Annotated in this window: 14 protein-coding genes; 10 read left to right on the forward strand and 4 right to left on the reverse strand. The window is 67.4% G+C overall.

The annotated features are described in order from the left end of the window. Positions 1–13 precede the first annotated feature (13 nt). Positions 14–529, reverse strand: a complete 516-nt coding sequence (locus AC1DIN_RS20320) for a hypothetical protein (protein ID WP_476811098.1) — start codon at positions 527–529, stop codon at positions 14–16. Positions 530–657: 128 nt separating this feature from the next. Between AC1DIN_RS20320 and ybgC the strand changes: the two genes are divergently transcribed. The 3 genes from ybgC to AC1DIN_RS20335 all read left to right on the forward strand — a co-directional run bounded on the left by ybgC (position 658) and on the right by AC1DIN_RS20335 (position 2,324). Next, complete coding sequence (gene ybgC, locus AC1DIN_RS20325; RefSeq protein WP_476811099.1) at positions 658–1,062, forward strand: tol-pal system-associated acyl-CoA thioesterase; 405 nt, start codon at positions 658–660, stop codon at positions 1,060–1,062. A gap of 52 nt (positions 1,063–1,114) precedes the next feature. Beyond that, positions 1,115–1,774, forward strand: a complete 660-nt coding sequence (locus AC1DIN_RS20330; protein WP_476811100.1) for a TetR/AcrR family transcriptional regulator — start codon at positions 1,115–1,117, stop codon at positions 1,772–1,774. A gap of 91 nt (positions 1,775–1,865) precedes the next feature. Continuing rightward, a complete protein-coding gene (locus tag AC1DIN_RS20335; RefSeq protein ID WP_476811101.1) occupies positions 1,866–2,324 on the forward strand; it encodes a DUF2852 domain-containing protein in 459 nt (152 codons plus the stop codon). 252 nt (positions 2,325–2,576) lie between these two features. Here AC1DIN_RS20335 and AC1DIN_RS20340 read toward each other — a convergent pair whose 3' ends face one another. Further along, positions 2,577–3,158, reverse strand: coding sequence for a hypothetical protein (locus AC1DIN_RS20340; RefSeq protein ID WP_441472906.1), 582 nt, complete (start codon positions 3,156–3,158; stop codon positions 2,577–2,579). A gap of 647 nt (positions 3,159–3,805) precedes the next feature. Between AC1DIN_RS20340 and tolQ the strand changes: the two genes are divergently transcribed. The 5 genes from tolQ to pal all read left to right on the forward strand — a co-directional run bounded on the left by tolQ (position 3,806) and on the right by pal (position 8,519). After that, on the forward strand, positions 3,806–4,516 hold the full coding sequence (tolQ, locus tag AC1DIN_RS20345) for a protein TolQ (RefSeq protein WP_441472907.1): 711 nt from the start codon (positions 3,806–3,808) through the stop codon (positions 4,514–4,516). Positions 4,517–4,527: 11 nt separating this feature from the next. Beyond that, the gene (locus AC1DIN_RS20350) at positions 4,528–4,977 is read left to right on the forward strand and encodes an ExbD/TolR family protein (protein ID WP_476811102.1); all 450 of its coding nucleotides are present in this window, start codon (positions 4,528–4,530) and stop codon (positions 4,975–4,977) included. A gap of 28 nt (positions 4,978–5,005) precedes the next feature. Continuing rightward, positions 5,006–6,214 carry a cell envelope integrity protein TolA gene (gene tolA, locus AC1DIN_RS20355; protein ID WP_441472909.1) on the forward strand — a complete coding sequence of 403 codons (1,209 nt, stop codon included), beginning with the start codon at positions 5,006–5,008 and terminating at the stop codon, positions 6,212–6,214. 5 nt (positions 6,215–6,219) lie between these two features. After that, the gene (gene tolB / locus AC1DIN_RS20360) at positions 6,220–7,557 is read left to right on the forward strand and encodes a Tol-Pal system beta propeller repeat protein TolB (protein WP_441473017.1); all 1,338 of its coding nucleotides are present in this window, start codon (positions 6,220–6,222) and stop codon (positions 7,555–7,557) included. Positions 7,558–8,006: 449 nt separating this feature from the next. Beyond that, positions 8,007–8,519, forward strand: a complete 513-nt coding sequence (gene pal / locus AC1DIN_RS20365) for a peptidoglycan-associated lipoprotein Pal (RefSeq protein ID WP_441473018.1) — start codon at positions 8,007–8,009, stop codon at positions 8,517–8,519. 88 nt (positions 8,520–8,607) lie between these two features. Here the strand turns inward: pal and AC1DIN_RS20370 are convergent, their stop codons facing one another. Together AC1DIN_RS20370 and AC1DIN_RS20375 are read right to left on the reverse strand one after the other, a co-directional pair. After that, entirely contained in the window at positions 8,608–8,976 is a 369-nt protein-coding gene (locus AC1DIN_RS20370; RefSeq protein WP_476811103.1) for a cell division protein ZapA, read from the reverse strand. A gap of 124 nt (positions 8,977–9,100) precedes the next feature. After that, entirely contained in the window at positions 9,101–9,421 is a 321-nt protein-coding gene (locus AC1DIN_RS20375) for a DUF4164 family protein (protein ID WP_349238563.1), read from the reverse strand. Positions 9,422–9,762: 341 nt separating this feature from the next. Here AC1DIN_RS20375 and tkt point away from each other — a divergent pair, with 341 nt between their 5' ends. Both tkt and gap read left to right on the forward strand, forming a co-directional pair. After that, positions 9,763–11,760 (forward strand): transketolase, encoded by a 1,998-nt coding sequence (gene tkt, locus AC1DIN_RS20380; RefSeq protein WP_476766415.1) that lies wholly within the window; start codon positions 9,763–9,765, stop codon positions 11,758–11,760. A gap of 189 nt (positions 11,761–11,949) precedes the next feature. Then, positions 11,950–12,960 carry a type I glyceraldehyde-3-phosphate dehydrogenase gene (gene gap / locus AC1DIN_RS20385; RefSeq protein ID WP_476811104.1) on the forward strand — a complete coding sequence of 337 codons (1,011 nt, stop codon included), beginning with the start codon at positions 11,950–11,952 and terminating at the stop codon, positions 12,958–12,960. Positions 12,961–12,965 lie beyond the last annotated feature (5 nt).

Raw genomic sequence — 12,965 nt, forward strand, 5'->3', positions numbered from 1 at the left:
ACGCGCCGACTGATCAGCCGCTGCGGCGAGCCATCTTCGCGCGCATCATCGCGGGGCGGGCGCCAGCATCCTTGAGGGCGCCCGACTTGGCCGCCTTGGGATTCTCGACCGGCTGCATGCCCTTGCCGGCAGTGCGGCTCTTCGGACGCTCCAGCGCGCTCTGGCGTTGTTTCAGCGCCAACGCCTTGCGGGCGAGGCTGCGCTGGCTCGGCTCCTTCAGCTTCTCGGCGCGACGGGTGCGCTCGGCGCCGACCCGCTTCAGCGCCGCCGTCAGCGCATCGGCCTTGGCCTTGGTGCCGCTGTTGTCGCTCGCCGCCTTGGCGCCTTTCGGCTCCGCCTTGCCGCGCATCTCGCGCTTCTGGCGCCGCGCGCTGTCGCGCGCCTTGTCGCGGCGTTCCCGCAGCTTGGCGGCAAGATCGCGCAGCTCCTCGTCCGGTAATGCGGCTATCGCGCCGCGCTGCGTGCGGGCGACGAAGTCGAGCTCGGTCTTGTCGAGCAGCCTTGCCGTCGCCTTGCTGGATTGTGCCATCTGATGTCCTCCCACGTCTTTGGCCGCGTAACGGGCAACGCTTCCCGGCCGAACCGGTTCCGGCCTTTCCGAAGGCGCGCCTGTTGGTCTATTGCAGCGCGAACAATCCGACAGCGCCCCGGAGCGACATGAGCAGGGTCCACCGCCTCGACGTCCGCGTCTACTATGAAGACACCGATTTCTCGGGCGTGGTCTACCACGCCTCCTATCTACGCTTCATGGAGCGCGGGCGCACCGAGCTGATCCGTTCGCTCGGCATTGAGCAGCGCGAGCTGTTCGACGGCGAGACAGCGCTGGGCTTTGCCGTGCGCAAGATGACGATCGACTTCCTGCGCCCCGCCGTGATGGACGATCTGCTGACCGTCGAGACCCGCTCGGTCGAAGCGCGTGGCGCCACCATGGATCTCGAACAGCGCGTGCTGCGCGGCGAGGACGTGCTGATCACCGCGCAGGTCATGGTCGCCTGCGTCGGCGGCGGCCGGGCCCGGCGCATCCCGGACGGCCTGCGCAAGCGGCTGATGCTCGACGACTGACAGATCGCACGACAGTCGACGCGGCGCCTGCGCTTATGTTAGCGCTCCTTACATGAGCTGGAAGCGCGACCGCCCCGAGACACCCCGCGGCTATCACCATGGCAACCTCAAGGAGGAGCTGGTGCGTGCGGCGCTCGGGCTGATCGGCGAGAAGGGCCCGAACGGCTTCACCTTCGCCGAGGCCGCGCGCCTCGCCGGCGTCAGCCCGGCCGCGCCCTATCGCCATTTTCGCGACCGTGACGAACTGCTGGCCGATGTCGCGACACGCGGCTTCCAGGCGTTCGAGGCCGCGCTCTCGCACGCCTGGGACCAGGGCAGGCCCGATCCCGAAACCGCCTTCCACCGGCTGGGGCGCGCCTATCTCGCCTTCGCCCATGACGAGCCCGCCTATTATTCGGCGATGTTCGAGGCGGGCGTACCGCTCGACGCCAGTTCCGAATTGCGCGAAGCGGCCGACCGCGCCTTCGCCGGCTTGCGGCAGGCGGCGGAAGCGCTGATCGCCCGGCTGCCGCAGAACAAGCGCCCGCCCGCGCTGATGATGGCGCTGCACATCTGGGCGATGTCGCATGGCATCGCCGCCCTGTTCGGCCGCGCCGACGGTGGCCGGCGGCCGCTGCCGATGTCGGCCGCCGAGCTCCTCGAAGCCGGCATGCTGATCTACCTCCATGGCCTCGGAATCGGCCCGGACGCAGCGCCACCGCCGGCCGGCTGACGATTTTCGCGGCGCCATTCTTGACAAGCCGGGGGGTCGCGCGCATCTATGTAAATGTGATTTACATTCACGCCGATGAGCGGAGGAGAAGATGCCGATCGTCACGAAGCTTGACGAATATGGAAGAGGGGCCTGGATCGCCTTCGCGGTGCTCGGCTTCATCGTGTGGTGGCCGCTGGGTCTGGCGACCCTGGCCTTTCTGTTCGGGAGTGGACGCATGGGTTGTGGCTACGCGGGCGACCGTTACGAGCACCGGATGAGCCGCCTTCAGGGCAAGATGGATCGTCTGCGTGAGCGCATGGCCGGCCGTGAAGGCGGCTTTGGCGGCGGCTTCGGCGGCTGGGGCCGCGGCGGCCCCTCCAGCGGCAACCGCGCCTTCGACGAGTATCGCGCCGAGACGCTGCGCCGGCTCGAGGACGAGCAGCGCGAGTTCCACGACTTCCTGGGCCGCCTGCGCATGGCCCGGGACAAGGCCGAGTTCGATCAGTTCATGAACGAGCGCCGCAACAACCCGTCGGCCAATCCTCCGGCCCAGCCTGACGCGGCCTGACGCGCCGGTTGAGGCAAGCCAAGAATCGAGCCCGCCCCGGACCGCCGGGGCGGGCTTTTCTTTTCGGCCGCGGCTTCTTCGCACAAGCAAGCAGACGGCGGATGGCGACTACAGCGAGACGCCGACCTCCTGGCGCGACGCCGGCAGCGTCGCGCCGAAGCCCGATCGCACGACCAAGCGACGCAGTCTCATCGCCCAAAGCGGGCTCCGCCTGCCCGGGACCACCAGGCAGGCGGCCCATGCGGCCAAACGCTATTTGAGAGTGATGAAGAAGGCTTCCTCGAAGCTGAGGTCCACCATGTCACCCCGCTTGAACTTCTGCAGCCGCGCCTTCACGGCGGGGTCGACCACGGTGATCGAGCGCGGACCGAAGGGGCCCACATAACTCACGACGCCGCTGGCCGCATCGAACCGCTCGAACTTGGCGGTCAGCGTCACCGACCGGGCGACGAACCTCTCCGGCAGGTTCTGGAAGGTCGAACTGGCCCCTATCTCCGTATAGGTGATCCCCGGCTTGGCACCCCGCCTGTTGGGCCGGACCTCGACGACGACGCCCTCGACACGGCTGATATCGACCGTGTCGCCTTCCCGCAGATTTTCGAGATTGCCGAAGACAGGCGGGACATCAACGAGCCACCTGTAGCCGCGCTGCTCGACCGTCACGGCACGGTTGGGCCGGTCGATCGACACCACGCGGACATTGAGGCGCTCGATCTCGACCGGGCCGACGCCCGAAACGATCACGGTTTGGGTGGTAACCTCGGGGTAGGTGGCGCAACCCGCCAGACCCGCTGCGATTGAAATGGCAACAATCAGACCAATGTGCCTCGACATGGGAAACCTCTCCACTCAGAAAGCAACGACGGTTCAATTTTTTGCGTCTTGTCGCGGATGGCAGCCGCGACATCAGTCGTAGAGTGTTCCGAGACAAGTTTCAGCCGATTTCTTGTTTTTGCCATCCCGACGAACGCCGAGATGCCTCCGTGCGCCGATTCGGCCAGCCGGCCGAAGAGCGTCTGTGAGATCTCGAGCGGGTGAAAGTCCGTGGCCGGGTCAGATCACGGGCTTTTTCCGGAGATGCTCGGCGCCCTTCCCTTCGGATCCCGATCTGCGACATCTGCACGGAATACTGGCTGTTCCTTGCCGCTGAGCAGCCGAATCATGCGCCTGCCCGATGTTTCAAGCGGGGCTTTCCGTCCCTGCCTGTGCCCCCGTCATCGCCGCATCGCACCAGACGTATACCCCACATTAACCTTGCTGGATGCTTAACTGCTCCTGGAGCATGCGTTTCGTGGGAAACCCCGTTTCGGCCCATCTTTCGCCGAATTCGCGCGCGATTGACGGGATACGGCATTTCCCCGATCGCGAAACGGGCGGCGGCGTGGGTCTCCTGCGACGCGAGCGGCGGGGTTTGGGGCCGGGGCCATGAGCCTTGAAGGTTCGGGCCATCGGCGTACCGCCTGGGTAAGAAGGATGACAGGATGAACCCCGCCGACGTCGCGCAGGCCGCGCCACAGATCGACATGTCGTTCTGGACGCTGTTCTGGCATGCTCACATCGTCGTCAAGCTGGTGATGATGGGCCTGATCAGCGCCTCGATCTGGTGCTGGTCGATCATCATCGACAAGACGCTGCTCTATCGGCGCACGCGGCGCGACATGGACGCCTTCGAGGAGGTGTTCTGGTCCGGCCGCTCGCTCGAGGAACTCTATCGCGACCTCGCCAGCAAGCCCGTCAACGACATGGCCGCGGTCTTCGTCGCGGCGATGCGGGAATGGAAGCGCTCCTTCGAGAATGGCGGCCGCTCCGTCGCCAGTCTCTCCCAGCGCATCGACAAGGTGCTCGACGTCACCATCCAGCGCGAGACCGAGCGGCTCGAATCTAAGCTCCTGGTGCTCTCGACCATCGCTTCGGCTGCGCCCTTCATCGGCCTCTTCGGCACGGTCTGGGGCATCATGCACTCCTTCACCGCCATCGCGGTCTCCAAGAATTCCTCCCTCGCAGTGGTCGCGCCCGGCATCGCCGAAGCGCTCTTCGCCACCGCGATCGGCCTCTTCGCCGCAATCCCCGCGCTGATGGCCTACAACAAGCTCCAGGCCGAGGTCGCCAAGGCGCAAGGCCGGCTCGAAGCCTTCGCCGACGAGTTCTCCGCGATCCTGTCGCGGCAGATCGACGAGCGCATGGCCGCGTGAGGGGCTGAACAATGGGTATGTCCGCCGCCACCGCCGCGAAGGGCGCCGGCCGCCGGGGCCGCCGCGGGCGCCGCCACGGCGCCATCGCCGAGATCAACATGACGCCGTTCATCGACGTCATGCTGGTGTTGCTCATCATCTTCATGGTCGCCGCGCCGCTGATCGCGACGGGCGTCCCGCTCGACCTGCCGCAGACCGGCGCCAAGCCGATCAATGTCGATCAGAAACCGATCACCATCGCCATCGACAGCAAGGGGCAGATCTTCCTGCAGGATCAGCCGACGCTGGAGCCGGACCTTGTCAGCAAGCTGCAGGGCCTCGCCAAGCAGGGCTTCGACGAGCGCATCTATGTGCGCGGCGACAAGCTGGTGGATTACGGCCGGGTCGCTTCGGTGATGTCGACCATCACCTCGGCCGGCTTCAAGCGGGTCGCGCTGGTCACCGAGCCGGCGAGCCGCTGAGAGCGACGAGAGTAAGGGTGTTCAGGGCGTGAAGCTTACGACCTCCGAACCTGGCATGCTGGTGTCGGCGCTCGGCCATGCGACGGTCCTCGTCGCGGGGTTGCTGGCGTTTTCGTCCCCGGCGCCGCTGCCGGAGAACGAGGAAGCGATCGCCGTCGAGATCATCGATCCCAACGCACTGAACCAGGTCACGCGCGGCGAGCGTAGCGCCGAGAAGGTGCAGGCGCAGCCGACGCCGCGCGCCGAGCGCCAGTCCGATGTCGTCGAGCGCAAGGAAGCCGGCGAGGCCAAGACCGACACGCCCGCCCCACCCTCGCGCCCGCCCGAGCTGAAGGTCGCCGAGGACAACGCCTCGACACCGCCGCCGCCGGCCCGCCCGGTCGAGTTGCCGAAGCCCGAGACCAAGCCGCCGGAGCCGGCCAAGCAGCCCCCGCAGAAGAGCGAGGCCGCGGCCGCCCGCGAGGCCGAGCAGAAGCGCGAGGAGCTGGCGAAGCTCGCCGAGGACGCGGAGCTCGCCTCCAAGGCGAAGCAGGCCGAGGAGGAGGCGAAGGCCGCCGCCAAGGCCAAGGCGGAAGCCGAGGCCCAGGCCGCCAAGCGCGCGGCCGACGCGAAGGCCAAGGCCGAGGCGCTCGCCAAGGCCGAAGCCGACAAGCAGGCCAAGGAGAAGGCCGAAGCTGCCGCCAAGGCGAAGGCCGAGGCCGAGCAGAAGGCGAAGCTCGCCGCCGAGGCCAAGGCCAAGCAGGAGGCCGAGGCCAAGGCCAAGCGCGAGGCCGAGATCGCCAAGAACTTCAACGCCAGCGATATCGCCAAGCTGCTGCAGTCGAAGGAGAAGGCGCAGTCCTCCGGCTCCTCGGCGCCGCAGGTCAACCGCACGGCCTCGCTCGGCACCGAGCGCGGCGCCTCGCAGAAGCTCAGCCCGTCGCTCCGGGCGCAGCTCATCGGCATCATCCAGGATCAGCTGCTGAAGTGCTGGAACGTGCCGATCGCGCTCGCCAACGCGCATGGCAGCGGCAACGTCGTGCCGTCCGTGCGGATGAAGCTCAATACCGACGGCTCGCTCGCCGGCCAGCCGGGCGTGATCAACTCCTCGTCCGACCCGCTCTTCCGTGTCGCCGCCGACTCGGCGCTGACCGCCACCCGCCGCTGCGCGCCTTTGCGCATTCCGGCTCAATTCGCCGCCTATTATGACGACTGGCGCGACGTCGTCGTCAATTTCGACGCAAGGGACGTCATGTGACCCCGATGATCGACATTAGCCCCCTCCCCTTCCTGACGGCCGCGCCGACGCGCCGCCGTCTGCTCGCCACCGCCGGCGCCGCCCTGATGGTGCCTGCGGCCGCCCGCGCCGAACTTGTCATCGACCTGCGCGGCGGCGCCTTCCAGCCCATGCCGATCGCCATCGCCGATTTCGCCGGCGAAGGCGGCGTGCTCGTCTCCAGCGTGATCACCAACAACCTGAAGCGCTGCGGCTACTTCACGCCGGTCGACAAGAGCCGCTTCCCGGAGCCGAACCCGCCCTTCGACTCCGCGCCCCGCTTCGACGCCTGGAAGGCCAGCGGCGTACAGGCGCTGGTCACCGGCCGCGTCGCGCGCGAGGCCGGCCGCATCCGCGCCGAGTTCCGGCTCTGGGATGTCGCGACCGGCACGCAGACCGACGGCCAGCAGTACTTCACCGACCCGAGCAATGCCCGCCGCGTCGGCCACATCATCTCGGATGCGATCTTCAGCAAGGTCACCGGGCTCGGTGGCTTCTTCGACACCCGCGTCGTCTTCGTCGACGAATCCGGCCCGAAGGAGAGCCGCCGCAAGCGTCTCGCCATCATGGACCAGGACGGCGCCAATGTGCGCTATCTCACCAATGGCGATACCTCGGTGGTGACGCCGCGCTATTCGCCGGTCTCGCAGGACGTCACCTTCATGTCGCAGCGCCAGGGCGAGCAGCCCCGCGTGCAGGTGCTCAACATCGAGACCGGCCAGCGCCAGATCGTCGGCAACTTCCCGGACATGAGCTCGAGCCCGCGCTTCGCGCCCAACGGCCAGCGCGTCGTGCTCTCGCTGCAGCAGGGCGGCAACGCCAATCTCTACGCCATCGATATCGGCTCGCGCTCGACGACGCGCCTGACCTCGACGGCGGCGATCGACACCTCGCCTTCCTACGCGCCCGACGGCTCGCGGATCGTCTTCGAGAGCGACCGTGGCGGCCAGCAGCAGCTCTATGTGATGTCGTCCTCCGGCGGCGAAGCCCAGCGCATCTCCTTCGGCCAGGGCCGCTATTCGCAGCCTTCGTGGTCGCCGCGCGGCGACCTCATCGCCTTCACCCGGCAGGGCGGCGGCGGCTTCGCCATCGGCGTGATGCGCCCGGACGGCTCGGGCGAGCGCATCCTCACCGAGGGCTTCCACAACGAAGCCCCGAACTGGGCGCCGAACGGCCAGTACCTGATGTTCTTCCGCGATCCGGGCGGCCAATCCGGCGGTAAATTGTACATGGTCGACATCACCGGCCGCGTCGAGGTGCCGGTCCCGACACCGGCTTTCGCCTCCGATCCGACCTGGTCGCCGCTGCTGAGCGGGCAGCGCTGAGAACGGCCGCGTATTTGACAGGAGAAGGGGCCGCCCGGCCATGGTTGGGCGGCCTTCTTTTTGGCCAGAGAGGCGGCCCGGAGCCTGATCCGATCAGGTTCAATCGACCTGATCGGTTAAGCCGTCCCCAAGCTATTCAAAGTGCACGCCCCGACCGAGAGCTTGCCCCAGCCTTGTGATGCACTGCGAGGCGTCGCCGAAACGATTGCGCCCCTGATCGGTCGGGTAGCTGGCAAAGTGGCCAGAGAGGCGAGCTTCTGTGTCTCCAGGGCCACAACGGCCAGCGCAAACGCCTTTCGCCATAATTGGTTAACCATACGCCGCAATGCCGCCACTTCGCCTTGTTCTGGCAAGGTCTCGTTTAGGTTGACGCTTCATTGATGGAGCCACGCGAAGCCGTCCTTGAAGCGCGCCGCCAAGAGATTTCGATCGCCCGGAGTTTAGCCATGATGACCACTCTTTTCGCCGGCGGCCGTTCGGTCCGCTTTGCCGCCGCCATCGCCGCAACGCTCGCGCTCGGCGCCTGCGCCAAAGACCAGAATGCCGACGCCTCGGGCTTCGGCGCCGGCGGCGCCGCGACGCCCGGCAGCGCCCAGGACTTCGTCGTGAATGTCGGCGACCGCGTCTTCTTCGAGACCGACTCCACCGACCTGACCTCCACCGCCACCGCTACCCTCGACAAGCAGGCCGGCTGGCTGCAGCGCTATCCGCGCTACACCTTCACGGTCGAGGGCCACGCCGACGAGCGCGGCACGCGAGAGTACAACTATTCGCTCGGCGCCCGCCGCGCCCAGACCGTGCGCGACTACCTCGCCTCGCGCGGCATCCAGGCGAACCGCATGCGCACCATCTCCTATGGCAAGGAGCGCCCGGTCGCGGTCTGCAACGACATCTCCTGCTGGTCGCAGAACCGCCGCTCCGTCACGGTGCTGGACGGCGCGGGCGGCGCCCCGGGCGTCTGATCGCGACAGCTTTCGCAAGGAAAAAGCCCCGGACGGCAATCGTCCGGGGCTTTCGCTTTGATTGGCAGGTGCCGTTGCCGGCAGTCCGTCACCCCGTCATTGTCGGAAGCAAGCTCTTGGCCACGCCCTCGATCCGCTCGGCCGCCGCGACCAGGGCTTCCGCCGCGCGGTCCTCGACCTCGCTCAGGCGCTGGTCGGCCGCGCCGGCATCGCCCTGCGTTGCGGCGAGGTCGGATTCGAGCCTGGCCAGCCGCTGCTTCAGTTCATGGACCTCGTCCGCGACCATCAGCGCCGCCATGACATGCAGCCGCATGTCGCCGATCTCGCCGAAGGCCTGCCGCATCTCGCCGATCTTTTCGTCATAGAACTGCGCGAGCCCTTCGAGATGGGCTTCTTCGCCCTCCCCGCATGCCATGCGGTAGGCCTTGCCGGCGATCATGACGTTGACTTGCGGCATCCGTCTCCTGCCCTCTTCGCTTCTGGTGCATTTCCGCGTCTCTGCGTATCGCGGGAATGCTCCATCTCTTCGTTTTGTCGCGTTTTCCGTACGCGAACCGGCGTCCACTTCGCTCGAAAATGCGCTAGCTCGCTTCGGCCTCGTGCTCCGGCTCCTCGGCCGGCTGCTGCGCCTGCACGCGTTCGATCACCGCGCTGATGACGTTCATCGCCCGCAGCAACCGCTGGTCGACATCGGCGGCCGCCGTTTCGACATGGCCGAGCCGCGCCATCGCGCCGTCGAGATCGGCCGCGAGCCGCGCCCGGTCGTCCTGCATCAGCGCCAGTTCGGTTTCGAGATTGCCCCGGCCGCGTTCCGCTTCGATCCGCCGCCGCGCCGCCGCCTCGAGCTGCCCCAGAGCGCTGTCGAGACGCGCCAGCGCATTGTCCAGCATCAGGCTCGCCACGGTCGCTCTCCTTTCAGATCGAAGCCGGCTCACACGATTCGTGCCTGAATTTACAGCAGAACGCGGGAAAACAGGAATCGACCCAAAAGCGCGTAAACGCTGCCTCGCAAAGGCTTGCCCGCCGCGACGGATGCGCCATCTGCGAAAAACCGGGCACTGAGGCCCCCTGCGACCGCGAAAGCCGGCCTCCGCGAATTGACTCGAAGGGAGAGCCGGGCCTAATCCACCCGTCCTTTCCAAGCTCGCCAAAAGCAGCTTCAAGACTGCCTCCCCCCTCCCCCGGCCCGCTGTCGCGCAGGTCGGACCGGCCCTCCCGCCAGACGGAGCCCTGTGAGACCATCATGACCAGCATCGACCGCGCCCAGCACGACAAGCTCGCCAACGCCATCCGCGGCCTGGCGATGGACGGCGTCGAGAAGGCCAAGTCCGGCCACCCCGGCCTGCCGATGGGCGCCGCCGACGTCGCCGCCGTGCTGTTTACCCGCGTGATGAAATACGATGCCGCCGATCCGCGCTGGCCGGACCGCGACCGCTTCGTGCTCTCCGCCGGCCATGGCTCGATGCTGCTCTACGCCCTGCTCTATCTCACCGGCACCCCCGGCATGGAGCTCGCCGACCTCCAGAAATTCCGCCAGCTCGGTTCGAACACGCCGGGCCATCCGGAGAATTTCGAGACTGCCGGCGTCGAGACCACCACCGGCCCGCTCGGCCAGGGCCTCGCCACCGCCGTCGGCATGGCGATGGCCGAGCGCATGCTCGCCGCCGAGTTCGGCAAGAAGGTCGTCGATCACCACACCTATGTGCTGGCCTCTGACGGGGACCTGATGGAGGGCATCAGCCAGGAGGCGATCGCGCTCGCCGGCCACCAGAAACTCAACAAGCTGATCGTGCTCTGGGACGACAACGGCATCTCCATCGACGGCCCGCTCTCGATCACCGACAATGTCGATCAGGTCGCGCGCTTCAAGGCCTGCGGCTGGCGCTCCGAGCGCGTCGACGGCCATGATCCCGAGGCGATCGAGGCCGCCATCCGCCGCGCCCAGAAGTCGAACAAGCCGACCATGATCGCCTGCAAGACGATCATCGGTTTCGGCGCGCCGCATAAGCAGGGCACCTCGAAGGCCCATGGCGAGGCGCTGGGCGCCGACGAGCTCGCCGCAGCCAAGAAGAACCTCGGCATCACCGGCGGCCCCTTCGAGGTTCCCGCCGAGGTGCTGAAGGCCTGGCGCAGCTTCGGCGCGGCCGGCGCCGCCGCGCACAAGGAATGGAACGAGCGCTTCGGCGCCCTATCCGAGCGAAAGCGCGGCGAGTTCGAGCGCCGTCTCGCCCACACGGTCCCCGCCAAGCTCGACAAGGTGATCCTCGCCCACAAGAAGGGGCTGATCGCTGCGCCGCAGGCCGTCGCGACCCGCAAGGCCTCGGAGCTGGCGCTGGAAGCCATCACGCCGGTCATGCCGGAGCTGGTGATGGGCTCGGCCGACCTGACGCCGTCGAACAACACCCGCACCAAGGCCGCCGAGGACTTCACCCCGAAGACCCCGAAGGGCCGCTACGTGCGCTACGGCATCCGCGAGCATGGCATGGCCGCGGCGATGAACGGCATCACCCTGCATGGCGGCTTCCGCACTGCCGGCGGCACCTTCCTCGTCTTCGCCGACTATGCCCGTCCGTCGATGCGCCTCGCCGCCCTGATGGGGCTGCCGGTCGTCTATGTCATGACCCATGACTCGATCGGCCTCGGCGAGGACGGCCCGACCCACCAGCCGGTCGAGCAGATCGCCTCGCTGCGCGCCATGCCGAACATGCGCGTCTTCCGCCCGGCCGACGCGATCGAGACCGCCGAAGCCTGGCAGGCAGCGCTGGAGCGCAGGGACGGGCCGACCGTGCTGGCTCTGTCGCGCCAGAACCTGCCGCAGCTGCGCACCGACGCCACGGCGAAGAACCGCTCCGCCGCCGGCGCCTATGAGCTGCTCGCGGCCGAGGGCGGCAAGGCCCAGGTCTCGCTCTTCGCCTCGGGCTCCGAGGTCGAGCTTGCCGTCGCCGCCCGCAAGCTGCTGGCTGAGAAGGGCGTGCGCGCCCGCGTCGTCTCGGTGCCCTCGCTCGAACTCCTGCTCCTGCAGGACGAGGCCACCCAGGCCGAGATCATCGGCTCCGCGCCGGTCAAGGTCGCGGTCGAGGCGGGCGTGCGCTTCGGCTGGGATGCGGTGATCGGCCATGACGGCGCATTCGTCGGCATGCACTCCTTCGGGGCGAGCGGCCCCTATAAGGAAGTCTACAAGCACTTCGGCATCACGGCGGAGGCTGTCGCCGAAGCCGCGATGAAGCAGCACAACGGCTGATATTCCCCCGTCATTGCGAGCGCGGCGAAGCAATTCAGGGGAACGTCGGGCCCTGCTGCCCCTGGATTGCTTCGTCGCTACGCTCCTCGCAATGACGGTTTTTATCTTGCGTTCGGCCATGCTTTGGCCGAATTGCCCGCGTGGATAGCGACGGCTCACGCCGGTTCGCTCGGCGAAGGAGAGGAAGAGATGACGGTTAAGGTGGCGATCAACGGCTTCGGCCGCATCGGGCGCAACGTTCTGCGCGCGATCATCGAGTCGAAGCGCAAGGACATCGAGGTCGTCGCGATCAACGATCTCGGCCCGGTCGAGACCAACGCCCATCTCTTCCGCTTCGACTCAGTCCACGGCCGCTTCCCCGGCACGGTGACCGTCTCCGGCGATACGATCGATGTCGGCCGCGGCCCGATCAAGGTCACCGCCATCCGCGATCCGAAGGACCTGCCGCACAAGGCTCTCGGCGTCGACATCGCGCTGGAATGCACTGGCATCTTTACCACCCGCGAGAAGGCCGCCGCCCATCTGGCCGCAGGCGCCAAGCGCGTGCTGGTCTCTGCCCCCTGCGACGGCGCCGACCTCACCGTCGTCTACGGCGTCAACCATGCCGAGCTCAGCAAGGAGCATCTCGTCGTCTCGAACGCCTCCTGCACCACGAACTGCCTCGCGCCGGTCGTGCGCGTGCTTCATGACGCCGTGGGCATCGACAAGGGCTTCATGACCACGATCCATGCCTATACCGGCGACCAGCCGACGCTCGACACCATGCACAAGGATCTCTATCGCGGCCGTGCCGCCGCGATGTCGATGATCCCGACCTCGACCGGCGCTGCCAAGGCGATCGGCCTCGTCATCCCCGATCTCAAGGGCCGCCTCGACGGCACCTCGATCCGCGTGCCGACGCCGAACGTCTCGGTCGTCGACTTCAAGTTCCTCGCCAAGCGCAAGACCTCGGTCGAGAAGATCAACGACGCCATCATCAAGGCGTCGAAGCGTGGCGCGCTGAAGGGCATCCTCGGGGTCACCGACCAGCCGAACGTTTCGATCGACTTCAACCACGACTCGCATTCCTCGACCTTCGCCCTCGACCAGACCAAGGTCATGGACGACAAGTTCGTGCGCGTGCTGTCCTGGTACGACAATGAGTGGGGCTTCTCGAACCGCATGAGCGACACGGCCGTCGCCATGGGCGCCCTGCTCTGATCCAT

The organism is Allobosea sp. 05T438 (assembly GCF_056396025.1).